Origin of the sequence: Nostoc sp., from assembly GCF_036917555.1 — a bacterium.
Classification (GTDB): domain Bacteria; phylum Cyanobacteriota; class Cyanobacteriia; order Cyanobacteriales; family Nostocaceae; genus Nostoc.
This window is the reverse complement of record NZ_JBALDD010000060.1, coordinates 1-23,951: the sequence shown is the minus strand read 5'-3', so window position 1 is coordinate 23,951 and position 23,951 is coordinate 1. Positions and strand designations below refer to the sequence as shown.

Below are 23,951 nucleotides of genomic sequence, written 5' to 3'. Positions count from 1 at the left end.
TTGGTGTAGATAATTGGTTTTTTAAGACGCAATAAATCGCGTCTCTACATGAAAATTTTGGTGTTATGGCGCAACCTCACTTATTGATAAATTGAACCATCAGGCATAATCGCCCCTGCTAAGTTAGTCCCAACTAATTTAACCAGAAGACGCTCACCAGAGCGAATCCGCGCTCCCGTCAAGTCGGCTCCTCGCAAGTCGGCCCCACTGAGATCCGCTCCAATCAAATTAGCAGCGCGTAAATTCGCTTCCCTGAGATCGGCTAAAAGTAGATTTGCCCGAAATAAATTTGCTTCAGATAAATTTGCACCTCTGAGGTTGACTTTGTGCATAAAAGTATCGCTGAGATTAGCACCACTCAAATTGGCATAACTCAGATTTCTGCCAGATAAGTCTTTATTGCTCAAATTTGCCCGACTGTAGTCTTTGCCGCTTAAATCTGAGTTTTGTTTTGGTGGTTGCTGAGTTGGTTGAGATGGTTTTTCCTGTTGAGGTGACGGTGAGTGATGTGTGGTTTGATATGTAGTTTGATGTGTGGTTTGAGGTTTGGTTTTTAGAGAGCGCAACTTTTCACGAGCTTCATTTATAGCTTTCAGCTTGTCTTGTGCTTTCTGCTGTAAACGGAGATTGTCTTTGGGAATGCGATCGGGATGCCAAACAAAGACTAAATCTTTGTAAGCCTGGTTCACTTCTTCAAGTGTTGCTCCAGGCTCTAATTCCAAAACTCTATAGTACTGCTCCAGATCGCTCATACGATATTTTGGTGGACAATCAACTTAATTATGAGTGATGGAGCCATCTATACGCTGCATTATTTGTTATAGATTATGGGGCAGGGGGCAGGAGGCAGGGGGCAGAAGTTTTTTAATTTTTAATTTTGAATTGATTTCTTTCATCTTCCCATCTCTCCATTTCTCCATCGAGCGATCGCTCTAAAATATGCTGCAACTGGAATCTGATAGACTTCAATATAAATCCAAGCAATAATTGATAAATGTGATAAGAAGGTTAATATTGTCCAAATATATGGCATCCAAGTAATGGGTTCCTTCAGATTAGCAGGAAAATAGTAAGCTACTATGCCAATTAGAGTAGTGGGAAGAATTATAAAAATTGCTGCTGCTAGTCCATAACCCCAACCTAATTCCACACCTTCCAACTGGCCTTCTGCCCAACTCAAGCCATTCCAACGCCAAGTTAAAGGTGGTTGCCTAGAAGGCATCTTGATTTGCTGTTGTTCTAAGTTGACTGTAAAAATCTCTTGGCAAAAGTCACAAGCCATAGCTTCCATCAATGGCATGTGAGAAATCTTACCTATTCGACAGACTGGGCAGGGGTAAGCTCCATAATAGTCGAAAGATTGGGTTAAGATTTTGGAACTGGGCATAATGAGACAGATGATCCTAAAAAGTTGATCTGGTCAATAAGGACTTGGGTAAGAATAATGTATGGCGGTTGTCAATTCCCTGCAAGAAGCTTTCGCAAGATGAAGTCATAAGTCAGGAGAATTATATATTTTAACTTCTCAATCCTGGCTTTTTAAGCTTCTGAGGTTATATAACTATCGTGATGTCTAATGACAAGCCGCTTTTTTCGTCTACGCAAATAAGTAACTAGTACAATCAGAACAGGGCGTGATTTTGAATTGTGCAAAGCGTTATTAGTCTTAATCCCCAGAGTTGTACTGAGTCTATCGCTTTTTTATAGTTTGTGCAGGTCTTGACAAAGCCTACTCTTCCTGCTAATGTTAAATTAGATAGGTATATTTATTAAGTTTTCCAGCAAAAACCCCACAAATGCTTAACACAAATTCCTACTTTTATTTTTGGTTTAGGGTGGTTCACCGGGAGTGAATTAAGTTTCCTAATGGAAACCGCCCGGTGAACCGCAGAGCAAATTCTGCGGTTTTTGTTTTTTTAAGGAGAATTTCATTGTCATGACTTATTTCAGTTGTTGGTTTTATGATTTTTACTTTTGGCCCAGAATAAATTCCGGGTAAATAGCGTCATGCCAATGAATTCAGAACGCGCCCGGAACTTTTAAAGGTTTCGGGCTTTTTTGTTATTTGGAAATGGGAATGGGGTATGGGGAATTGACAGACAAGGGGAATAACCAATGCCCAATACAACTCTTGGAGAGGCTGCGCCAACGACTTTGCCCAATCCCCAATGCCCAATCTCCAATACTTAATACTTAATTTTTCAGGAGAATGTAACCATGATTAATGCCAAACTTGCTGCACAATCCCATTTAAATCACCAGACAATCGTTAAAATCTCGAAAGAAGTCGCTTTCGGCGGTAAAGAACTGGTAATTATCAGCGGTCCCTGCACTGTTGAAAGCTTAGAACAAATGGAGATAGTCGCCCAAAAGCTATCTACTACATCAGTACAGGGGTTGCGTGGCGGTGTCTACAAACCCCGCACATCTCCCTACGCTTTCCAAGGTATGGGAGAGTCAGGATTAGAGATTTTAGCTAGGGTGCGATCGCATTACAATATGCCAGTTGTCACAGAGGTGATGTCAATTTCCCAAATTGAAGTAGTCGCCGCCCACGCTGATATGCTTCAAGTTGGTAGCCGCAATATGCAAAACTTCGACTTGCTCAAAGCTTTGGGACAAGCTGGTAAACCAATATTACTCAAACGTGGTTTAGCAGCGACAATTGAAGAATTTGTTATGGCTGCTGAATATATCCTTAGCCACGGGAATCCTGATGTGGTGTTGTGCGAAAGAGGTATTCGCAGTTTCGATGATTACACCCGTAACGTCCTAGATTTAGCGGCAGTGGCAGCACTCAAGCAAATAACTCACTTGCCTGTAATTGTAGATCCTTCTCATGCTGTCGGGAAACGGGAGTTGGTCGCACCTGTGGCTAGGGCTGCGATCGCTTGCGGTGCAGATGGATTAATTATTGAATGTCACCCAGAACCAGAAAAATCTGTTTCTGATGCCCGTCAAGCACTTTCTTTAGAAGATATGGTGCATTTAGTTAATAGTTTAAAGCCTGTAGCAACAGCTGTTGGGCGTAGTATATTAGATGTCGGGGCGGGTTTGTCACCTGCCCCGATTTTTTATGCTGCTTAAATTTCATACAAGGCGATTGCTTGAATATCTCAGTCAAAATATTTCTTTTGGCTTAAGTACAAATAGCGATCGCCTTCATAAAATAAACTTGTTACTTTAGCTATTCCATATTGTTCTCAAACAATTTTTGCAATACAATCTTCTATATATAAATCTAAATTATCGTTTTAACAAATAAGACTACTTGATTTTATTCCCCAAGTCGTTTTATCCTGAAATCAGTAGATATTTTAACTTTTGCTAAATTGCCTAAAGCAGTTTTGAGTATACCGATCTTTCAACTTTGAGAACCTAAAGAAGGACAATAACTAAATGCTAGAGCAGCAGATTGATTGCCCCATCAAACCTAAGACAAGTGCAATGATTATGAAACTTTTTCAAATCACTATAGTGGTCTTAGTACTTTTGATCAACTTAGCAATTGCTTTCCCCTCTTGGGCAGAAAGTACGCCTTCTTTAACTAGCAATTCTAACAGCTTTCAAGTTGGGCAAAAAGTCATTTGGCTTTACAAGCCCCGCACAGATTCTGGCGATGTCCAAAAAATTCCTGCCGAAATAGTTAAGTTAAGTTCCAAGCAAGTGCAAATCAAGATTTACAAACATAACAACGAATTTGTCAATCGTTGGGTGAATCCAAACAAGCTTGAGAATTCGACAAAAGTTAAATAGTCAGTACTCTAAAATTTCGCTAACGGGACTTAAACATTTTTGATGGATAAACAAGACTCAAATCCGTACAAGGCAAGGAAAATACACCAAATGCTCAAGAATGCTTGAAACCCAGATATCTCAAGAAACTAGACAAAACGATGTCAAAGTCTCTCTGCATATAGATTTAAGGCTTTTTTATGGCTATTTTTTGTCTAAGTCCCACTAGATAGAATTAAAACTCCCTTGTGTGGGTTTCGTTTTCATATTTAGGATCTTCAGTACCAAGCAGTTTGTCCCAGAACGTAAAATACAAACCGTAGTGTACTTTATACTTGCGATGATGTATGGAATGATGCATAGAACCAATAAGCCACCTTCCAATCCAGTAACTTTTAGATGAGGAGGGAAATAGTTCAAATCCGAGATGGGTAAACACTGCCCATACTGTCATAGTTATAAGTGCGGCAACTAAGGTGACAAAATGCAGCGGAACTATAAAGCTTACACCTACAAAAAAAAGTGCTTGTACGATCGCTTCTGGTAAGTCGAAGGCAGAGGAACTCCAGGGCGTTGGCTCGCCTGAACGGTGGTGTCCATAATGCATCCATCTAAAAATTCGAGGGTGGTGAAATATCCGATGGATAAAATAAAAGTAAGTGTCCTGAAGAATTAGCACTGCAATAAAGCTAACTATTAAATACCACAGTCCGTATTTCCAGATGTCAGCGTATAACAGCGTTGCTCCCAAATTATACTCTGAGATCATAAACGCTCCAGAAATAGCAAAAACTACTGTGGAGATTACTGATAATTCAATATCCTTTTTAATCGAACAACTCATCAACGGTTTCAAACGCAAACTCTTGTTAACGAGAGACTTCCCTAAAACTAAATAAAAGAGCAAGTATGCTCCCCCAGCAATCAGAAAGTATCGGGCAAGAGTGATACCGAAGAAGAAAAAGCAATAATACCAAAATGAGTGGTTCGTCAATTAGACCCATCCGTAATATTAATTCGGTGAAATGAAAATGCTGATTATGTCCAATTATTTTGGTCTTGATCACCAAAAATAACCAAATTAAGATTTAATTTGTTAATCGACAAAATCCATTGCTTATTTTACAGCATCAAGTAGTTCAGATATATATTAAATTTTGTTAATAAAAATTAAACTAATTTTATTGCATATATAAATATAAATTACTACTATTCATAAAAAAAACGTTCTTGGTCAACTTAAATTGTAGTAAATAGCTAATTTTGCAACTAAGTTACAATTTATTTAAGTCGTTCGTTTAGATGATGTATTTCAACAACAATTGAATTGATTTTTACCCATTGTATTTTTTAACACCTAAAAAAACTTTTAAATCACTTTTCCCTACGTCTACTTTTGATAAATTAATTTACTATAGATTTTGTTCTACTTTTCTAGACTCCAGCCCAACGCTAAGGCTACTTCAGCAGCTAATTCTAAAGGATTGAATGGTTTAGCGATCGCACTTCTGCATAACTAGCAACTTGGGTTAGTACACAGAGGCTCAGATCCCGAACTTTTTCAAGAAGCCGCTCCAGTTCCAGTTCTCCCATGTCAGGGTGGTTTCATAGGAAAAAAGAAAAATATATAAGTCTTGATTTCTCGTTTTGTGTCCAGGCTTTTTCCCTCACTCCATTCCTCTCCCCCACCGGGGGCTACGGTGTACACACAAGTACTTTCGTTCACAACACAAGTACTTTCATTCACAACACAAGTCTTTTTTGAGCCTTTGAGGGAATGAAACAGCTTTTTTTTTCGAGAGGGGTTGGGGGGATTAAAAGTCTGTGGAGCCACTCTAAAAGACTTGTGTGTACACCGTAGCCCATGTTGGGAGAAGGGGTTAGGGGATGAGGGCGTGAGGTGATCTGTAAAACACCTACCCAATATAGCTTTTACCTTAAGTTGACACCAATGGTACAGCTAGCTGTACGCCCCTACAGCCGATTTATGTGTTGCAAAGATTTTTGGAAATGGTGCTATGTATGTTGAGGTAGGAGCAGTGTCCTTCTCTTGCCTTGCTCGTTCGTGCAACTTACCGTAAAGAAAGACTGATAAAACTCTCAATACGCTACAACAGAAAAAATCCTCTGCTAAACCTGTGAAAAAACGAGTAACACTTACCTTCCCGAAACGCGCCGTGCAAATGCCAGTCACTTATGTACTGGCCAAAGAGTTCAACGTCGCCGCCAACATTATCCGCGCCCAAGTTGCCCCAAATCAAATTGGCAAACTGGTAGTGGAATTATCAGGAGACATCGATCAATTAGATGCGGCGATCGAGTGGATGCGATCGCGTAATGTTAATGTTTCTTCTACATTAGGCGAAATTGCGATCGACGAGGATGTGTGTGTCCACTGTGGCTTGTGTACTGGGGTTTGTCCTACCGAAGCCCTCACCCTCCACCCAGAGACATACAAGTTGACATTCACGCGATCGCGCTGTATTGTCTGCGAACAGTGTATTCCCACCTGTCCCGTACAAGCAATCTCTACTAACATTTAAAATTACCGCACACACTACAGACGATTGCCTATCCAACTTTCTCAGCAATCCAAAATCTAAAATTGAAGTTAGCCCAACTTAAACACATCCGCGATTACCCCACCATCACCCACCAGCCTACTTTTTGCTGGAGAGTCATAAACTACCAATAGCGAAGGTATGCCAGCTACATCCTGAAACATCGTCATTCCCTCAGCGTGTTCTTCTCGATTTCCATAAGGAATATCTTGCACAAAATCGGGATTGCTGAAGACATTTTCTCGTAAATTAACGCCATTTACCCAGCGATAAACTTGCACGGGTCCATCTAAATCCATCGTTGGCCCGGCTAAAATCAACAAATCTTTATCATCTACATACAAATCCCGAATTCCCAAACCATTCAACCAGATAAAATGCTTTTTATATAACTCCTGCAATCCCCCAATTTGCTTTAGCTTCATCAGTCCAGGGGTAGAATCTTCTAACTCTATTTCCAGCACCACAGCCCAACCCCGCAATACAGGGCCCCGCAAACCCAGAAAGACGCGGTTTTGATAAATGCCTATTCCTTCAATATCAAAGCCATTATCCTTTCCGGGAATTCCTGCTTGAATAAACAAGCCTAAATGGGCATCATCTGCTAAAGCTGTCATCAGCAAATTACCCTGATTCGTCACTTCTAATTTAGCGGCATTCAATTGCACATCTGGCTTTTCGGGGTGTGGGCAAGATGAGAATAGCTTACCGTCTATCAGAGGAATTCGTCCTAAAATGTAACGGTTAGGTTCCGATTCAATTTTTGCTAGCCTTTTAAAGTTTTTGGCATCTGTATTTTCAGGTTTGAATTTTTTGCGTTTGTAACTGTGAGAACCAACAAACCATAAGTAATAATCAGCGTAAGCCAGTCCTTCTATATCAATCTCTTTATCTTCTGGTGCAGGTAAATTGATAAACTCTGCTACTCGAAATTGCTGATGATCTGTAAATTTATCAGTATTAACCAAAGAGAGCCGCTCAATAGTTGAGGTTTCATCTGACCCCAACCATAAATACTTCTGATCTGTTAGCAGCAATGCTGATAAGTCTTCTCTATGTTCTTGAAAAGAATCTATAAAAGTCAATAAAACTTGATTTAGCAAATGTAAGTTTGGCATTTTGAATCATATTAAGAGTTATAAATATGCTAGCCATAGTATTATAATATATGATTCAATTATCGTAAAAATTTATCTCAAAGCTATAGTTTATATTAACTTAAGAGGATGAAGTACTATTTAAACCTTTGATAGATATTGTATATTTATAGCAGAGTATGCAACTATCAATAGTCATAAGCATAGCTGAAAATCTTCATACCATAAAAAATATCAAAAGTAGATGTATTCTTTTAAATAATGTTGTTATTATGCAATAACCTCATGAGGTAATCATTCAGACCAATTATGAAATTAGCCACAGAACCCACAGTAAAAACTCTTGGTGACTACGCCTACCAAGCGATTGAAAAACATTGTAAGAAAACCTTCAAGTGGGAAAAATCAGTCAAAAAAGATGAAGATCCAGAAGCGTTGCACCAAATGCGAGTGGGAATGCGTCGCCTACGGACAGCGGTAACTCGGTTTGGGCTAGCAGTGAATGTGTCAAAACCAGTCAGCGATAAAAATATTGGTAAAATCGCCCGTCGTCTTGGTAATCTGCGAGATTTAGACGTACTCAAAGAAAGTTTGGAAAACAATTACAAACCAAACTTACCCCGCAAAGAACAGGAATCTCTACAAACAGCTTTTACAGCTTTAGCGAAACAACGTGAAGATGTAGAATCGAGTGTGCAGAAAACATTAAACGATGAATCTTACAAGTCTTTAAAAGATGCATTAGATAAGTGGCTAGAAAAACCCAGTTATCAACCTTTGGCATCTGTTTCTATTCAGCAAGTGCTACCAGACTTACTTTTACCAGAAGTAAGTAACTTCTTACTGCATCCAGGTTGGCTAGTTGGTACTGAATTTGTAGAATCAGAAGTGAAGATCCGAAAAAACTGGAAACCAAAAAAGATAGAAAAACAATTGACAACAGAAGGTGAAAGTCTTCATAGTTTACGAAAAGAAGCTAAACGTATACGCTATCAGATGGAGTTATTTACTGACTTATATGGCGATTCTTACGAAGCTTATATTACAGAAGTGAAAAATATTCAAGAAATTTTGGGTACGATGCAAGATAGTGCCGTTTTAACTGACTGGCTTGCAGATGTATACAAGTCAGAAATTCAGACTGAGTTGCCCTCCCTTGCTAATTTATTAACTGAAAATCGTTACCAGTCGTGGCAGCAGTGGCAACCTTTGCAAGAACGGTATCTGAAAACTGAAACTAGACATAGTTTTCATTTAACAATATTGCACCCGCTTTCAGGAGTAATAAGTTAAAAGTTACTCTTTATTGAGAAAGGATTGGACTAACGAAGAGATAATTGAATAGGAGCTTCTAGAGACAAAAGATAAACACTGCTCTAGGAAATTTGTGCAATACAGGTCTTTTCAGCAGAACCCAAACCTGAAATTAGTCTAATAGTGCTTTCTACCATTACTCCCCGCTCAAACTGAGCGGGGAGCGCCTTGGCTGAAAAAGTTCAAGATGCTTCCACCAATCCTGCCCCAAACAGAGCTATTCTTGACGGCTTTATCATTAACTCGCATGAATTTAGACGAACTTAATATTTGAATCTAGCGGTATCTAGCAGTTCCCTTAAGTGGGAAAGTCTTATATGATTGTAGTTGCCCAAATATTGGTCTTCGGATTAATCCTGATGTTTTTTCGGTAGTGAGAATTGCTTGAGTTTGGACAGTAGTTTCTCTATCACCAATAGGTAAGTTAACAGTGGGTAACAAAAAACTGAGTTTGACTGTATTGCCTCCGACAGTAGGATTTGGACTACTAATAATTACTGTAATCAGTGTCCCGATATCAGTAGTTAATGTCTTAATGTCATCGCCACTGAAATGAAGGGAAGTATTTTGAGTTTTGTAATCAAGCTGTGAAACTTCGTTAAAGATAGAATACTTAATCTGAGTACCATTGCCATTAAGTGTAAACTCATTTGGTCGTTGCACAACAATTGCTTGTGCTTTTTTGGTAGATTTGGTCATCAACAAAGATACTAATGATGTCGTAGTTAAGCCAGTCACAAAGGTGAGAGCAGCTTTGAGAATTTGACGGCGGGGCAAATTTGAGGACATATCTTTCAAGTTAGGATTCATAGTTTTTTCTTCTGATGCTGATTGTGACTTGTTGAAAGCTACGTAATTTTATTGCTTTCTTTATTTTAGTGGTTGTTTTTAGTCTTTTTTACATCCTCTAAACGTTTATAAATTTTTAGAAGTTGAAAAGTTCAATTTCTGTTGAATACTTTTGGCGTCATTATACAAATTTGTGACTTTAGAATCATTACTTGGACAGCTAATATCTGGAGATTTCTGCCCGGAATAATTGACTTTAGTTGATGTCCCGAATGAAACAGATTTCGGACACGATCTATATGGTAATTTTGACAGTGGTTTAGCTGCTGAAATATCATTGAAAAATTTAGTGGCTGTGCTCAGTTTAATTTCACCTATACCTTTTGTATTGCAAACAGTGTAAGTTGCCTTTCCTGATGGCAATACAGAAATGTTATACTTGCAAGTATTCGTAGAACCGCTATTAATAATAATAGCTGACTCTTGAATAGTTGGAGTTTTTGCAAGTATTTTAAGAGAAAAAATACATAAAGGTGTAGCTAGTAAAACTGAAGCCAAGCTAATTTTATAGGATGCAAAAAGTTTCATTATCACCTCATATTTATCTTTTTAATTATTTAGACTTGTCTAACTGCTTGAAAATATTTTTTACAAAAAAATTATTTAATAGTAACTTTTTGGTTAATGCTTGATTAAGAAAAACTAGATTCATAAGTAGCATAGTGTGAACCGGAAATTATAGATAATATTTAAAACTATAGTTGACTGTATACTTTTTAGATATGTCATTATTGTGTCAACTTTGTGTCAGAAAAATATCTGATTTTAATGTGGTATCCCTATTAAATATATGTTTGGGCCTTTGTAGCAAAAAAATTCAGTGACATAACTTTGACAGGAATACTGCACAGTTGAACCCTACAGTTCTCGCTAGATGCTGACCTCTGCTTTGGGGTACAGGACTTTTATTTGTGTAAAAAAATTCTCTGCGAAAGTGGATTGTTTATTTTCAAGTTTGATAAATCAATACAAGACAAGCGTGAGATTGTTGGCTGGATAATTGGTCAATTATTTCAGTATAAATACTTATACTATAAAATACATATAAATAGATTCTGAAACTGTTGGTTAATTAGTTTTTCAGATAAAAAATCTGTCGGCATTAACTCGACAGTGTAAATTTTATCTGCATCTACCTCATAATCAAGAACAACACTAGGAGAACTTTTCCTTCTTAGACCGGGAAACAATAATTTATAAGATTTAAAAAAATCTGGCCATAAATAAAGACGGGTTGCAGCCCGTCTAAATAGCTTGAAAGTGCAAATACACCTTGTATAGGATTGAAAATAACACAATTGATTTTATCAGAGTTGCCAATTTGCCAATTTATAAAAAAACATCTCCATAAATTAAATATACATTATCCAAAACCCTTGTAAAGATGTAGCAGTTCTATGTATCTATATTTTTTTCACTCATGTCTATAAAGAACAGATGTTAGAATCGTCCTAAAAGTCTTGGTATTTGCAGCTAAATCATTTACCCATGTATATTTGAGGCTTTTTATAAATTACGATTGCACTCCTCACACTCATGAGCAATTTTCAGCTACTCCCTGCTCTCAAAACAGTAATAATCGCTCTAACAAGATATTGCTATGTCTAAATCAGTCATAGTAGAAGTTACAGCTAGTGGATATAGAAGCTCCTCTAATGTGTTATTACGACTGGTTTAGTTTGACCTGAACTCAACCAGCAACAAAAATCAAGGTTTATAACCATCAAATATGAACATTTTACTTCTATACCCCCGCTTTCCAAAAAGTTTTTGGTCTTTTGAAAAAACACTAGCTTTATTAGACCGTAAAGCAATGCTACCGCCTTTAGGCTTGGTAACTGTAGCAGCGATTTTACCGCAAGAATGGGATTTCAAGCTAGTAGATCGAAATGTTCGCGTCTGTACAGAAGCCGAATGGGCTTGGGCTGATTTGGTTATTATGTCGGCGATGATTGTGCAAAAAGAGGATTTGCTCTCTCAGATATTGGAAGCAAAGCACAGAGGTAAGCAAGTCGCTGTGGGTGGGCCTTTCCCGACAGCGCTACCGAATGAAATGACATCCGCAGGAGCTGACTATTTGATATTAGACGAGGGGGAAATTACCCTACCCTTATTTGTAGCAGCGATCGCACGCGGCGATCGCACAGGCATTTTTCGCTCTGACGGTGAAAAACCAGATGTCACCAATACTCCAACTCCTCGCTTTGACTTGCTAGAGTTTGAAGCATACGCAGAGATGTCAGTGCAATTTTCCCGTGGATGTCCCTTCCAGTGTGAATTTTGTGACATTATTGTGCTATATGGTCGCAAACCCCGCACCAAAAACCCAGAACAACTATTAGCAGAACTTGATTATCTCTACAAACTGGGTTGGCGACGCAGTATTTTTATGGTGGATGACAACTTCATCGGTAATAAACGGAATGTGAAATTATTTTTGAAGTCCCTTCTACCCTGGATGGTGGAGCATAATTATCCCTTTTCCTTTGCCACAGAGGCTTCGGTTGATTTAGCCCAAGATCAAGAACTGATGGATTTGATGGTAGCGTGTAATTTTGGAGCCGTTTTTCTGGGAATTGAAACCCCCGATGAAGAAAGTCTTACTTTCACTCAGAAATATCAGAATACCAGAGATTCACTCAGTGAGGCGGTGAATAAAATTACCCGCTCCGGGCTGCGAGTCATGGCAGGCTTTATCATTGGGTTTGATGGCGAGAAAGTAGGAGCCGGCGCCCGAATTGTCAAGTTTGTGGAGCAAACAGCAATTCCCACAGCCTTATTTAGTATGTTGCAAGCACTTCCAGATACAGCCCTCTGGCATAGATTAGAAAAGGAAGGACGACTCCGCAATAAATCTGCCAATATCAACCAAACCACGTTGATGAATTTTGTACCAACTCGACCGTTAGAAGACATCGCTCGTGAATATGTGCAGGCGTTCTGTGATTTGTATGAGCCAGAGCGGTTTTTGGAACGTACATACAAACACTTCCGTCTTTTGGGTGAAGCAACCTATCCGAAAAAGGGGAAAGCTGCTAAAAAACCATTGAACTGGAAAGTACTCCGGGCGTTGCTGGTGATTTGTTGGCGTCAAGGTTTACGTCGTCAGACGCGCTGGCAATTCTGGCGCAACTTGTGGAACATGTATCAGCATAATCCGGGTGGGGTGAGTAGCTACTTAGCTGTTTGTGCCCAAATAGAGCATTTCTTGGAATATCGCCAAATTGTTCGGGATGAAATTGAGGCTCAAGTAGCTGAATTTCTGGACGCAGAAGCTAGGGTAAAACCGCAAGCAGAAGTCATGGAAGTATACTCGTAGCATTTAGAGCAAGAGTTTAAGACCTCCACTGAATAGACATCTTGTAAAAGTACTTTTGCAAGATGTTGGGGAAAGTTTAAAGGGTGAATGGCACTAAGAAAACGTGAGTTCGACAGGTTGAAAAAGGTGCCTTATACCTACTTACCTAACAAACCGTCTATTAATATTTACCCTAAAGCACTGCCTGCACTACCTCCTGCCCTTTTTTAGTCCTATCGAACTCACGTTAACTAAGAGCAACACCAAGTTAAACGCGAAGTAGCAAGAGTCCACTTCTTAAAGCTTGATTCCATAGAGATAATTTTTGAACTTCTGGCAAAGAAAGAGGCTGATTTACTGATAGCGGTGGCTCTTGTTGCAGAGATAGTTGCCACCAACCGACATTGTGCCACTTACTAAATTTATACCCAACTCTGTAAAATACACCTACAGGGGAAAAACCGACAGCCTCATGCATGGCTACACTTGCTGGGTTGGGTAGAGCGATCGCAGCAAAAACGTTATAAAATCCTTGGAGTCGCAGCAACCCAAAAAGGGAAGTGTACAAAGCTTTGGCAACTCCTTTTCTGCGATATTCAACATTTACGTACACAGATGATTCTACAGACCATTGGTAAGCAGCACGAGTCCGGTAGGGAGTAGCATAGGCATAACCTAGAATCTCATCGTTAATTTCACACACTAGCCAAGGCATCTGCTGTTGATAGTTATTGATGCGTCCTTCAAATTCCGTTTTGCTGGGAGGCTCTATCTCAAAGGAAATTGAAGTTTCCCGCACAACTGGTGCATAAATTGCCAGCATTTTTAAGGCATCACTTTCATTAGCTAGTCTGATTACAACATTCACAACAGATTCTTTTTGGGTCTTAATAATTTCTTGCTAGAAACGAGGTTTGAAAAGGATTTTGGCACAGAGGGAAAAAAGAGATTTTACAAGTCACCTTGAAAGGGCTGGTTCTGAAACTTAGCCAAAATCGCAGTCATTCTGACCAGAGTAATGTTGTAGATGCTTTGCTACAAAGTACAGAGCCAACTATTCATGCCATCGGTGCTGCCATAAAACATAATCTTGAAACCAATGAACAATTGCCAGAATGAAAACCAGCGCTTTCTAGTACAGGTCGGCGGAAATAAACCTACCATTATTCAAAACAGCCAGAAAGTCCAAAATTTAAGCATAGGTGACTTTTGACTTCCGCTTTGCGGTATTAGAGCATTGTTTAACAAGCCTTAAGTATCATATATAATTATTTAGCGAATTAATAATTTGCAATACTTAATGTTCGGTTAGCTAATAATTAGTAATTCATGATATTGTGATTTCCAACACATCTTTTTTTGGATTGATCGTGTAGGCTGATATCTGCTGGGTAAAATTACTAGATAAATTTATGGTAATTCAAGCACCAAGCAGCAGAATCCTTAATTCTGCTGTAGCATTACACTTGCTCACAGTTCGATTATTTGATTTTTGAGCAATTAATAAGCAACTGAACCGCAAGTTTGGTTGTTAGAGAGCATTCCATGATTGCATTCAGTGTATAGCACAGAGTGAATGCCTGAGTGCCTGACACGAATACCTCAAAGTTTTATGAGGAAAAGATTTTGTCGATATGCTATCCGAGTATTTTTTGGACTTATATATATCAACGGTTAAAACCCTAATGCTGTCGTCTTGTCATCAGTCACTTGCCATGTAGGCATCTGGATTTGAGCTAGATGTGTCAGGCATTTGAGCAATTAGGAATTAGCCAACCTATGGTAGCAGCAGTCAAATAATAACTGACGTAGCTATATACAAATCAGTGATACCAACCATAGAGATACTGCTAAGGCAATTTTAAGAAAAGAAAAAAGCATGAGTACAACACGTAAAATTCATTTAGGTGCATTCATTCAAGCTACCGGACACCATGTCTCTGCTTGGCGACACCCCGATTCACAAGCAGATGCTGGGCTGAATTTCGAGCATTACAAAGAAATTACCCAAACTGCCGAACGTGGCTTATTCGATGCAGTTTTCTTGGCAGACAGTCCAGGAGTCTGGGGCGGCGCTCCAGAAACTCAGCATCGCAATGGTAAAATTGCCCATTTCGAGCCTGTCACCCTCTTCTCGGCTTTGTCCTCTGTAACCCAAAACATCGGCTTCATTTCCACTGCCTCGACTACTTATGAAGAACCTTACACCTTGGCACGTAAGTTTGCTTCTCTAGACTACTTGAGTAAGGGTCGGGCCGGGTGGAATGTAGTCACAACAGGCAATGAGAATGCTGCACGTAATTTCGGACTTGAGCATCACCCAGAACACAGCCAGCGTTATGAACGCGCTGAAGAGTTTGTGGAAGTGGTGAAAGGTCTATGGGATAGTTGGGAAGACGATGCTTTCATCCGTGATAAAGAGTCTGGTATTTATTTCGATCCAGACAAAGTGCATACATTGAACCACAAAGGCAAATATTTCTCTGTAAAAGGCCCTTTAAACGTTGGTCGTCCGCCCCAAGGCTACCCGGTGATTGTTCAAGCTGGAGCCTCGGAATCGGGACGGGACTTAGCCGCACGTACTGCCGAGGTAATTTTCACCGCCAATCAAACCCTAGCTGATGCCCAGGAATTTTATGCTGATATCAAAGGTAGGCTAGCACAATATGAGCGATCGCCAGATGATCTAAAAATTATGCCTGGTGCTTTTCCAATCATTGGGCGTACCGAATTAGAAGCTCAAGAGAAGTACGAATTCCTGCAATCGTTAATCCATCCCGATGTTGCCTGGGGTATTTTAAAGAATTATTACAAAGGTGTGGATCTGTCGAAATATTCTTTAGATGATGTAGCTCCCGAATTACCCAGTGACACCAACACTAACAAAAGTCGTCTCAAACTAGTCAAAGATTTAGCTACTCGTGGCACTCTCACACTGCGTCAGTTGTATCTCTCTCTTGCTACTGCACGAGGACATCGCACCATACTTGGTACTCCCGAAACCATTGCCGACCAGCTAGAAGAATGGTTCAACAACGGTGCAGCCGATGGCTTTAATATCATGCCACCAATCCTTCCCACAGGATTAGATGACTTCGTTAACCTAGTCGTTCCTGTCCTTCAGAAACGTGGACTGTTCCGTACTGAATACGAGGGCAGTACCTTGCGTGAAAACCTGGGATTGCGTCGTCCGACCAATCCTTTTGCTGCTAAACAATTAGCTGAAAGATTGGTGTTGGCGTAAATGACTTTTCATGTCTGCACTGTGCTTACAGTGCTGTAGCGTAAATGAATTTTTCACCGATGCTTAAGCCATACCTTTTAAACTCTACCTTCTGTAGATCGCCGCCCTACAGAATTTGAAAATTGTAGAGAGACACGCGATAAATCGCCGTCTCTACAGAAAATGTATTCGTCAATGGCAGCATTGGATGCTGAAAAAAACCCTGTAATTTTTGTGCCATAGGCAAGGAAAAAATATGACTGAATATAGCCGATTAAAGACCTCACGTTCTGCTGCAATCAGAGCAACCCTTGATTATCCGGTAATCGACACCGACGTTCACACCAATGATTTCACCCCAGCTTTTGAGGATTACATTGCTAAGTACGGCGGTGTAAAACTTGTAGATGAGTTACGTAAGACGGAAGCCTCGCGTCTTAACTCCAAGAGCAACGGTAAAGACTGGTATCAACAAACTCCTGAAGAACGTCAATACAACCGCACAATTCGATCGCCTTGGTGGGCTAGAGTTACCAAAAACACATTGGATCTCGCTACTTACACCCTCCCCGGACTGCTCTATGAGCGTCAGGCGGAGCAAGGATCGGACTATTCGGTGCTGTTTCCCAATAATGTTTTAGCACCGGCTGGAGCGAGTGCAGAGAATCGTCAGGCCCTGCAACGTGCAGTCAATCACTATCATGCTGATATCTACCGGAAATATAGCGATCGCTTGACACCGGTAGCTGGTATCCCATTAACTACTCCTGAAGAAGGTATTGAGGAGCTAGAGTTTGCTGTGAAAACACTGGGCTTAAAGGTGATTAATATCACTGGTGGTGTGAAACGGCCAATCAAAGCGATCGCTGATAAATATCCAGCCGATAAATTTCCCGAAATCGCCAAGTATGCTTCTTATATCGACTTCTACGGATTAGATAGTGAATACGACTACGATCCTTTCTGGGCAAAGGTCGTGGAACTTGGCGTACCTGTCACCACCCATTACGGCAGTCAGGGTTGGACTGGCCGTTCCTCCATCAGTAACTACATGAACAACCATATCGGCCACTTCGCCGATGGTTCAGAAGCATTTGCGAAGGCGCTGTTCTTCGGCGGTGTTACCAAGCGTTTTCCGCAGTTGCGCGTAGCGATGCTGGAAGGTGGTGCAGATTGGGGTGCCCGTGTCTACATCCATTTGGTAGATCGGTTCTCCAAGCGCAATATCAAGGCACTGGAAAACTACAATCCAGCGTTGACAAATGCCGATGAGTTGTTTGAAATATTTGAGCGCTACGGTGCAGAAATTACTCAAGGACATTCTCTCGATAAGGATGAATTGACTAAGACTGTACTGGGAGCTTCATTTAGCCGTCATAGCCGTGCGCCGATTGATAGCGAATTGGACGATTTTGCAGCCGCAGGTATTGAAACAATTGAAGACATCCGCGATCGCTGGGTGAACAGTTTCTTCTTTGGTTCCGAGTCTGACGATCGCACGATCGCTACGGCATTCAATGACAAAGCTAATCCCTTGGGAGTCAAGATCAACGCCATCTATTCCTCCGATGTTGGTCACTGGGATGTACCAGACTTGACTTCACCCTTGGCTGAAAGCTGGGATTTGGTTCAAGAAGGCGTCCTGACCGAAGCCGACTTCAAATCCTATGTATTCGCTAATCCCTACAAGTTTTACACTCAAGCTAACCCCGAATTCTTCAAGGGTACAGCGATCGAATCCAAAGTAGGTAACACCGAATTTAAACAAGTAGACAAGAACCTAGTAGTGGCATAAAAGGCGAGATGAGGAAGTAGGGGGACATGAGGGAGCAGGGAAGAAGTTGCAATAAGTTTTTCCCCTCTGCTCCTTTCTCCCTGCGCCTCTTCCAATCCCCAAATCAAATTAGGAGTCACAACAATGCCTGTTGAACAACGCTCTCACGACACCAACAATGGTTCCTTGCCTTATCTTTTCTCGCCTGTTTCTGACAATGCCAACAAACCTGCACCCTTAGTACTTTTTCTACACGGAGGACGCGATCGCGGGACTGATCTAAATGTGCTACTGAAATGGGGTCTACCTCGTTTCGTAGATTTATCCGACTCCTTACCTTATGTCTTTGCCGCACCCCAGATTCCGGCTGAACAGACTTGGGCAGATCGAGCAGATGATGTGCTTACTTTGCTTGATGAACTGATCGGTTCTCAGCCTGTCGATCCAGGGCGGGTGATATTGGCTGGGTTCAGCTTAGGCTCGGCGGGTATCTGGCATCTCGCTGCTTTACATCCCGATCGCTTCGCAGGTCTGATACCTGTGTCTGGACGTGTACCGAAAACATTAGCAGAAAGCGAACTAGCTGCACTCAAAAACATTCCCATTCAGATATTCCAAGGTGGACAGGACAAAAATCTGCCGATTGAGGATACAGAGAATTTTGTTGAGCGCTTACGCAAAGTAGGGGGGAAAGTTGATTTGACAGTGCTGCCGGAAGGCGATCATTTTATTGCAGATGAAGTATACGGCGATCCGAAATTGCAGCACTGGCTAATTTCCCAGAACCGTCGTGAAATTTCTGTAGTTGTCTAATGGATTATGTCTTACGCACCACCCGATCACTGGAATCAAGTCTTCGCTAAATGGAAGGATGCTGGCACCGATCTAGATTGGGGAACCCAATGGACGAAAGTTCACCTTCCGTTCCTCAAGTCCGCCAATGTTAAAACTGTGCTTGACCTTGGTTGCGGGACAGGGAACGACGTGTTACGTCTTGTACAACAAGGTTTTACAGTAATTGGTGTGGATTTTTCAGATGAAGCAGTGCAACAAGGATGCGAGAAAGCAAAAAAGCTAGGACTAAGCGCGCAGTTTGTAGTTGCGGATATGGCAAAACGTTTGCCTTTTGATAGTGCAACATTGGATGCTGTCATGTCCAATGTTGCCATCCACATGTTTTCAGATCAGATTACACGCCAGTTGTTTAAAGAAATTCGACGAATAGTACGCCCCAACGGATTATTTGTTTTCCATGTTAATTCTACAGAAGACGCTTTAGTTCGGGCAGAACGCCACTCACCCATACGCGAAATCGAGCCAAATTACTTTCTAGAACATGATGGACAAACTATGCATTTTTTCTCTAAAGAATATTTGCTAGACCTTTTATCTGACTGGAAAGATGTAGAGCTAAAACATTACGAAATATTGCATGAGCAAACGGGTAAGCTGTTTAAACGAGTTTGGTGGGGTAAGGCAATACAGCCTGACTAATATTACGTTAGCGTTGGCGTAGCCTCTCGTAGACAAGCGGGGCGGAACGCACCTCGCAAGTTAAAACCGAACTTAATTCACCAAAATTCAGGTTACTAATGTCAGATTCTCGCAAAGAAATCAGAATTTGTTTTATTGGTGAATCGTTTGTCAATGGCACAGGCGATCCAGAGTTTCTGGGTTGGACAGGTAGAGTGTGTCGTAATACTGAGTCAAAAGGATATGCAATCACCCACTACAACTTGGGGGTGCGGGCTGAGACAACTCGGTATCTCAAACAACGTTGGCGCTCGGAAGTATCCTATCGTCTCCCTCCAGAACACGATGGTCGAGTAGTGTTTTCCTTTGGGGTAAACGATTCAGGATGGGCGGGTAAACAGCAAGGAATCGAACTTTCAGAGTCGATCGCAAATGCTCGCAGTATCTTAAGTCAAGCAAAGCAACTCTATCCGATTTTGATGGTTAGTCCGCCACCCTGTGGTGATGTCGATCAAGAAAAAAGAAATCAAATTCTTGCAAATCTATCAGAGGAATTCGCATTGGTTTGCGATCAACTAGATGTTCCGTATCTTGATGTGTTTTCTAGTTTGCTGAAGTCACCGATCTGGCTAGCAGAAGCAAAAGCCAATGACGGCGCTCACCCAAAAGCAGATGGTTATGCAGAATTTGCTGCGATCGTACAAAACTGGGAAAGTTGGTTAAATTGGTTCACACCTTGAAAATGCCGACATTGTTATCTTATTGGCTAATTAGGGCTGAGTTGATATATCGCATAGGGTTTTAGTTGTGCGTTAGCGTCAGCGGGGCGGAACGCACGTCGCATTTTATTTAAAAATTTCAACACTTTCTCAATTAACAACATCTCTATGACCTTACCAACTACTAATCTCGGTAAAACTGGATTGACCGTTTCACGCCTCTGTCTCGGCACCATGACCTTTGGATTGCAGACTGACGAAGAAACTTCCAGGCACATCCTCGACACCGCCGCTGATGGTGGAATTAACTTTTTAGATACAGCCGACGTTTATCCCCTCGGTGGCGGGCTTACTACTGCGGGACGCACCGAAGAAATCGTTGGGCGCTGGCTCAAAGGTAAACGCGAACATTTTATCTTGGCTACCAAGTGCGTCGGTCGAGTTGGCCCTGCACCTTGGGATCAGGGGGCTTCGCGGAAACATATTTTGGATGCGATCGATGCTTCCCTACGGCGGCTGGGAACTGATTATATCGACCTGTATCAATTACACTCCGACGATGCTTCAACCCCCCTTGATGAAACTCTGGAAGCGCTGGATGCAGTGGTTCGTGCTGGCAAGGTGCGCTACATCGGAGTTTCCAACTTCTTAGCCTACCGACTCGCCCGCGCGTTGGGTCGTGCTGAGAGCCGCAATCTAACCAAGTTCATCTCAATTCAGCCCCGTTACAACCTATTGTTCCGCGAAATTGAGCGAGAACTATTACCCCTTGCCAAAGAAGAAGGACTGGGTGTAATTTCCTACAATCCTTTGGCTGGCGGTCTACTTACGGGTAAACACAATTTTACTCAAGGCCCCACCTCAGGTACGCGTTTTACGCTAGGTGCTGCCGCAGAACGTTATCAAGAACGCTACTGGCGCGATCGCGAGTTCAATACTGTCGAAGATTTACGCACAGTAGCGGATCTCGCTGGATTTTCCCTCACCACCCTAGCAGTGGCTTGGGTTTTGTCTAATCCCATTATCACTGCCCCCATCATTGGCGCTAGCCGTCCAGAACAACTTGCTGACAGCCTCAAGGCGGTAGAACTAAAACTTGACGACAATTTGAAACAAAAGTTAGACGACCTAACCGCCGAATATCGAAGAGGAGATTCCCTGCGTTAGGGATTGAGGAAATAACAAATGACAAATGACAAATGACAAATGCTGCAATCGCACCACCAGAAATTATGGTCTAGTGGAGTACTTCTAAAAGTCTCTAATGCCATCGGACGGCTTATCCAGTCGTCCATTTTTATCTTGTAGAAAAGCTAAAATGATGCTAAGAGATCGACTTTCATGACGAAAAAAGCTAGACAATCCAAATCCTTTCAACGTGCTCCTGATGCACCAGATTTGCCATCAACTCCATTCAGGTTCATTTGCTATTTCGTTAACCAGTTTCGCTGGTGGTATGTGTTACTGGTGATTCTGGAGGTAATACACGCAACCTGTGGCATCATGTTGCCTTACGCTATTGGCGAGATCATCCGGGGTGTGACGCGATCGACGGGCGACAGTAAGCCCATTTTTGATGCCATGAAGCAACCCTTGATGTTATTCATCGGCTTGAGTGTGGGTGAAGTGGTATTCGGGCGATCAGCTGGACTCTTGCAGACGATTCTCCATCCGATCCACCGACAGCACATTGTGCGATCGCTATATGCCTACTTGCAATACCATTCGCATCGCTACTTGAGCAGTAGTTTTTCCGGGGCATTGGCACATCGAATTAGTGAAACTTCTCTGGGTGTTACCCAGACGATGCAAATGATGATTACTGAATTTATGCCAGTAATCGTTGTGTATTCCGTCGCTACGACGATACTGTATCGCGCCTATCCTCCGCTGGCTGCACTCGTGGGGATATGGGCAGTTCTCTTCATCAGTATTTCGTTCTGGCTGGCAACTCGCTGCCGATTTTACTCCCGGAAAGCTGCAGCTGCAAGAAGTGAGACAACTGGGATTATCGTAGATGCAGTAACAAATCTCACCAGTAGCCGACTGTTTGCTCGCTTCGGTTTTGAACGACGCTATTTAAATGAGCAATTAAGGCACGAAATCAAACACGTGAGAGAGTCCAACTGGTACTCAGAGCGCATTCGCTGGTTTCAGTTCATCTCAGCAGCCATTCTAAAAATCAGCACCTTGTATTACTCGCTCTCTCTTTGGAGTCAAGGAAAGATCGCTACTGCTGACTTTGTTGTAGCAACCAGTCTGTCACTGTTGATTATTAGTGAGGCGCGTAATTTGAGCCGCCGCTTTCTGGAATTTTTTGAACATGTCGGTAATGTCGCCAATGGTGTCTTTATCATCGTTCAACCCCACGAGTTGATTGATCGCGAGAAGGCGATCGCACACTCAATCACCCAAGGTAAGATTGAGTTTCGGCGGGTGAATTTCAACTACACAGAAGAGAAGAAAGTTTTCAACAACCTTTCTGTCACCATCCAAGCGGGACAGCGTGTCGGATTGGTGGGTTTATCTGGCTCTGGAAAATCCACCTTTGTCAATCTGATTCTGCGTTTATTCGACCCACAATCTGGACAGATTATCATTGATGGGGTCGATATTCGAGATATGACTCAGGATGCTTTACACGCTCAGATCAGCTTAATTCCCCAAGATCCGTCTCTGTTTCATCGCACTTTGCTAGAAAATATTCGTTACGGACGCTTGGATGCAACTGATGAGGAAGTAATGGAGGCTTCACAAAAAGCTCATGCTCACGATTTCATCGTCCAAAGTAAGGATGGTTATAATTCTCTGGTGGGCGAACGTGGTGTCAAGTTGTCTGGAGGGCAGAGACAGCGAATTGTAATCGCACGGGTAATCCTCAAAGATGCACCAATTCTGATTTTAGATGAAGCCACCTCTAGCCTTGATTCAATCACTGAAAAAGCAATCCAGGATACCCTCGACTTAGCAATGAATGAGAAAACGGTCATCGTGGTAGCTCACCGGCTATCTACTATCGTCCATCTAGATAGAATTCTGGTGTTCGACAAAGGTCGGATTATCGAAGATGGTTCCCACACCAAACTGCTGGCACTCGGCGGCGCTTACCACAGATTATGGAAAATGCAAGCAGGTGGATTTCTACCGGAAAATCTCAGTGAGGAACGCATACACGAGGTTATTACTGGCACAGATAACGTTGAAAAGGGAATGATCGCTTGACTCCTGCTACTTGAGATGCAGCAAAGTCAATTCAGGAAGTGCCCCGTCATTCATCCCAACACTGACAGCTTTACAGGTACAGTGTGGGGCTTCTGTCGGGGCCAGCTAAAGTGATGTAACCTATATTCCGCTCTTTGGAGGTGGAGAAATAATTAAGAATCTGGCTCAGGAATGAAGTAGTAGCGACTACATACTGTACTGAAAAATCGCAGTATGTGTTGTCACTGATCTCTTTTGATGATAATGCACGTATTTACTTAGTTGATGATTGGAGTAGTTATGGCTCCCACATACATTAGACCTCTTGCATAAATTAAAAATAAAGAACCCCACCCCGCATTTGAGTAAAGCAAACGCTCCCCTCACCTTGGCATCGGGGAGGGATTGGGGGTAAGGTGTTAGGGACTTTTGGAAGAGGTCTATTTTATTAGGCTAGGAATTATTTGTTTGTTGGCTGATTTAATAGCGATTCTGCCATACAGACGCTTTGTAAACGCATAGGTTTAGCAAATATGCGTAACAGAACTTTACAAGGTGTCCCAATTTGCCATTATCTTGGCAGACATCCTAATAAGCTATAGCAAAAATTACCTTACAGCAGTTTTCAGATGAATAGACTACAGTGGACAAACCAACCCCAAGAATCGTCAGAGGAGATTTGCTCATTCAGAATCTGAGTTAAAACT

At 41.7% G+C, this 23,951-nt stretch carries 20 protein-coding genes and 1 pseudogene; 13 read left to right on the top strand and 8 right to left on the bottom strand.

Annotated elements, in window-relative coordinates; all coding sequences use genetic code 11:
* Nucleotides 1–80 precede the first annotated feature (80 nt).
* Nucleotides 81–752 (bottom strand): pentapeptide repeat-containing protein, encoded by a 672-nt coding sequence (locus V7K60_RS22255; RefSeq protein ID WP_334928417.1) that lies wholly within the window; start codon nt 750–752, stop codon nt 81–83.
* A 140-nt stretch (nt 753–892) separates the two neighbouring features.
* Complete coding sequence (locus V7K60_RS22250; protein ID WP_334825788.1) at nt 893–1,387, bottom strand: hypothetical protein; 495 nt, start codon at nt 1,385–1,387, stop codon at nt 893–895.
* 830 nt (nt 1,388–2,217) lie between these two features.
* Between V7K60_RS22250 and aroF the strand changes: the two genes are divergently transcribed.
* Together aroF and V7K60_RS22240 are read left to right on the top strand one after the other, a co-directional pair.
* The gene (gene aroF / locus V7K60_RS22245; protein WP_334928415.1) at nt 2,218–3,087 is read left to right on the top strand and encodes a 3-deoxy-7-phosphoheptulonate synthase; all 870 of its coding nucleotides are present in this window, start codon (nt 2,218–2,220) and stop codon (nt 3,085–3,087) included.
* 312 nt (nt 3,088–3,399) lie between these two features.
* Nucleotides 3,400–3,756 carry a hypothetical protein gene (locus tag V7K60_RS22240; protein ID WP_334928413.1) on the top strand — a complete coding sequence of 119 codons (357 nt, stop codon included), beginning with the start codon at nt 3,400–3,402 and terminating at the stop codon, nt 3,754–3,756.
* 214 nt (nt 3,757–3,970) lie between these two features.
* On the opposite strand, the gene V7K60_RS22235 is transcribed toward V7K60_RS22240, so the two are convergent.
* On the bottom strand, nt 3,971–4,729 hold the full coding sequence (locus V7K60_RS22235; protein WP_334928412.1) for a sterol desaturase family protein: 759 nt from the start codon (nt 4,727–4,729) through the stop codon (nt 3,971–3,973).
* A gap of 432 nt (nt 4,730–5,161) precedes the next feature.
* Nucleotides 5,162–5,242: pseudogene (locus V7K60_RS22230) on the bottom strand (response regulator); the annotation flags it as partial.
* A 631-nt stretch (nt 5,243–5,873) separates the two neighbouring features.
* Here V7K60_RS22230 and V7K60_RS22225 point away from each other — a divergent pair.
* On the top strand, nt 5,874–6,278 hold the full coding sequence (locus V7K60_RS22225) for an NIL domain-containing protein (protein ID WP_104905189.1): 405 nt from the start codon (nt 5,874–5,876) through the stop codon (nt 6,276–6,278).
* 68 nt (nt 6,279–6,346) lie between these two features.
* Here the strand turns inward: V7K60_RS22225 and V7K60_RS22220 are convergent, their stop codons facing one another.
* Entirely contained in the window at nt 6,347–7,414 is a 1,068-nt protein-coding gene (locus tag V7K60_RS22220; protein ID WP_334928410.1) for a DUF3616 domain-containing protein, read from the bottom strand.
* Between the two features lie 288 nt (nt 7,415–7,702).
* Here V7K60_RS22220 and V7K60_RS22215 point away from each other — a divergent pair, with 288 nt between their 5' ends.
* A complete protein-coding gene (locus V7K60_RS22215; protein ID WP_334928405.1) occupies nt 7,703–8,686 on the top strand; it encodes a CHAD domain-containing protein in 984 nt (327 codons plus the stop codon).
* A gap of 297 nt (nt 8,687–8,983) precedes the next feature.
* Here the strand turns inward: V7K60_RS22215 and V7K60_RS22210 are convergent, their stop codons facing one another.
* Together V7K60_RS22210 and V7K60_RS22205 are read right to left on the bottom strand one after the other, a co-directional pair.
* Nucleotides 8,984–9,517 carry a hypothetical protein gene (locus V7K60_RS22210; protein ID WP_334928403.1) on the bottom strand — a complete coding sequence of 178 codons (534 nt, stop codon included), beginning with the start codon at nt 9,515–9,517 and terminating at the stop codon, nt 8,984–8,986.
* A 105-nt stretch (nt 9,518–9,622) separates the two neighbouring features.
* Nucleotides 9,623–10,084, bottom strand: coding sequence for a hypothetical protein (locus V7K60_RS22205; RefSeq protein WP_334928401.1), 462 nt, complete (start codon nt 10,082–10,084; stop codon nt 9,623–9,625).
* Nucleotides 10,085–11,285: 1,201 nt separating this feature from the next.
* Between V7K60_RS22205 and V7K60_RS22200 the strand changes: the two genes are divergently transcribed.
* Nucleotides 11,286–12,875 carry a B12-binding domain-containing radical SAM protein gene (locus tag V7K60_RS22200; protein WP_334928399.1) on the top strand — a complete coding sequence of 530 codons (1,590 nt, stop codon included), beginning with the start codon at nt 11,286–11,288 and terminating at the stop codon, nt 12,873–12,875.
* 247 nt (nt 12,876–13,122) lie between these two features.
* Here the strand turns inward: V7K60_RS22200 and V7K60_RS22195 are convergent, their stop codons facing one another.
* Nucleotides 13,123–13,722: an arsinothricin resistance N-acetyltransferase ArsN1 family B gene (locus V7K60_RS22195; RefSeq protein ID WP_334825767.1), complete on the bottom strand. Its 600-nt coding sequence runs from the start codon at nt 13,720–13,722 to the stop codon at nt 13,123–13,125.
* A 95-nt stretch (nt 13,723–13,817) separates the two neighbouring features.
* Here V7K60_RS22195 and V7K60_RS22190 point away from each other — a divergent pair, with 95 nt between their 5' ends.
* The 8 genes from V7K60_RS22190 (at nt 13,818) to V7K60_RS22155 (ending at nt 23,265) form a co-directional block, all read left to right on the top strand.
* Nucleotides 13,818–13,973 carry a hypothetical protein gene (locus V7K60_RS22190; protein WP_334928397.1) on the top strand — a complete coding sequence of 52 codons (156 nt, stop codon included), beginning with the start codon at nt 13,818–13,820 and terminating at the stop codon, nt 13,971–13,973.
* A gap of 760 nt (nt 13,974–14,733) precedes the next feature.
* The gene (locus tag V7K60_RS22185; protein ID WP_334928395.1) at nt 14,734–16,098 is read left to right on the top strand and encodes an LLM class flavin-dependent oxidoreductase; all 1,365 of its coding nucleotides are present in this window, start codon (nt 14,734–14,736) and stop codon (nt 16,096–16,098) included.
* Nucleotides 16,099–16,333: 235 nt separating this feature from the next.
* Nucleotides 16,334–17,872, top strand: coding sequence for an amidohydrolase family protein (locus tag V7K60_RS22180; RefSeq protein WP_334928393.1), 1,539 nt, complete (start codon nt 16,334–16,336; stop codon nt 17,870–17,872).
* Nucleotides 17,873–17,995: 123 nt separating this feature from the next.
* Nucleotides 17,996–18,664, top strand: coding sequence for a dienelactone hydrolase family protein (locus V7K60_RS22175; protein WP_334928391.1), 669 nt, complete (start codon nt 17,996–17,998; stop codon nt 18,662–18,664).
* A 6-nt stretch (nt 18,665–18,670) separates the two neighbouring features.
* Nucleotides 18,671–19,345 carry a class I SAM-dependent methyltransferase gene (locus V7K60_RS22170; RefSeq protein ID WP_334928389.1) on the top strand — a complete coding sequence of 225 codons (675 nt, stop codon included), beginning with the start codon at nt 18,671–18,673 and terminating at the stop codon, nt 19,343–19,345.
* Nucleotides 19,346–19,443: 98 nt separating this feature from the next.
* Nucleotides 19,444–20,064 (top strand): GDSL-type esterase/lipase family protein, encoded by a 621-nt coding sequence (locus V7K60_RS22165; RefSeq protein ID WP_334928387.1) that lies wholly within the window; start codon nt 19,444–19,446, stop codon nt 20,062–20,064.
* Between the two features lie 147 nt (nt 20,065–20,211).
* On the top strand, nt 20,212–21,210 hold the full coding sequence (locus V7K60_RS22160; protein ID WP_334928385.1) for an aldo/keto reductase: 999 nt from the start codon (nt 20,212–20,214) through the stop codon (nt 21,208–21,210).
* 174 nt (nt 21,211–21,384) lie between these two features.
* On the top strand, nt 21,385–23,265 hold the full coding sequence (locus V7K60_RS22155) for an ABC transporter ATP-binding protein (protein ID WP_334928383.1): 1,881 nt from the start codon (nt 21,385–21,387) through the stop codon (nt 23,263–23,265).
* Nucleotides 23,266–23,951 lie beyond the last annotated feature (686 nt).

Coding starts and splice junctions, on each gene's coding strand:
- aroF (WP_334928415.1), top strand. CDS start 2,218: ATGATTAATGCCAAACTTGCTGCACAATCCCATTTAAATCACCAGACA.
- V7K60_RS22220 (WP_334928410.1), bottom strand. CDS start 7,414: ATGCCAAACTTACATTTGCTAAATCAAGTTTTATTGACTTTTATAGAT.
- V7K60_RS22240 (WP_334928413.1), top strand. CDS start 3,400: ATGCTAGAGCAGCAGATTGATTGCCCCATCAAACCTAAGACAAGTGCA.
- V7K60_RS22250 (WP_334825788.1), bottom strand. CDS start 1,387: ATGCCCAGTTCCAAAATCTTAACCCAATCTTTCGACTATTATGGAGCT.
- V7K60_RS22255 (WP_334928417.1), bottom strand. CDS start 752: ATGAGCGATCTGGAGCAGTACTATAGAGTTTTGGAATTAGAGCCTGGA.
- V7K60_RS22180 (WP_334928393.1), top strand. CDS start 16,334: ATGACTGAATATAGCCGATTAAAGACCTCACGTTCTGCTGCAATCAGA.
- V7K60_RS22175 (WP_334928391.1), top strand. CDS start 17,996: ATGCCTGTTGAACAACGCTCTCACGACACCAACAATGGTTCCTTGCCT.
- V7K60_RS22205 (WP_334928401.1), bottom strand. CDS start 10,084: ATGAAACTTTTTGCATCCTATAAAATTAGCTTGGCTTCAGTTTTACTA.
- V7K60_RS22200 (WP_334928399.1), top strand. CDS start 11,286: ATGAACATTTTACTTCTATACCCCCGCTTTCCAAAAAGTTTTTGGTCT.
- V7K60_RS22160 (WP_334928385.1), top strand. CDS start 20,212: ATGACCTTACCAACTACTAATCTCGGTAAAACTGGATTGACCGTTTCA.
- V7K60_RS22185 (WP_334928395.1), top strand. CDS start 14,734: ATGAGTACAACACGTAAAATTCATTTAGGTGCATTCATTCAAGCTACC.
- V7K60_RS22155 (WP_334928383.1), top strand. CDS start 21,385: ATGACGAAAAAAGCTAGACAATCCAAATCCTTTCAACGTGCTCCTGAT.
- V7K60_RS22165 (WP_334928387.1), top strand. CDS start 19,444: ATGTCAGATTCTCGCAAAGAAATCAGAATTTGTTTTATTGGTGAATCG.
- V7K60_RS22170 (WP_334928389.1), top strand. CDS start 18,671: ATGTCTTACGCACCACCCGATCACTGGAATCAAGTCTTCGCTAAATGG.
- V7K60_RS22215 (WP_334928405.1), top strand. CDS start 7,703: ATGAAATTAGCCACAGAACCCACAGTAAAAACTCTTGGTGACTACGCC.
- V7K60_RS22210 (WP_334928403.1), bottom strand. CDS start 9,517: ATGAATCCTAACTTGAAAGATATGTCCTCAAATTTGCCCCGCCGTCAA.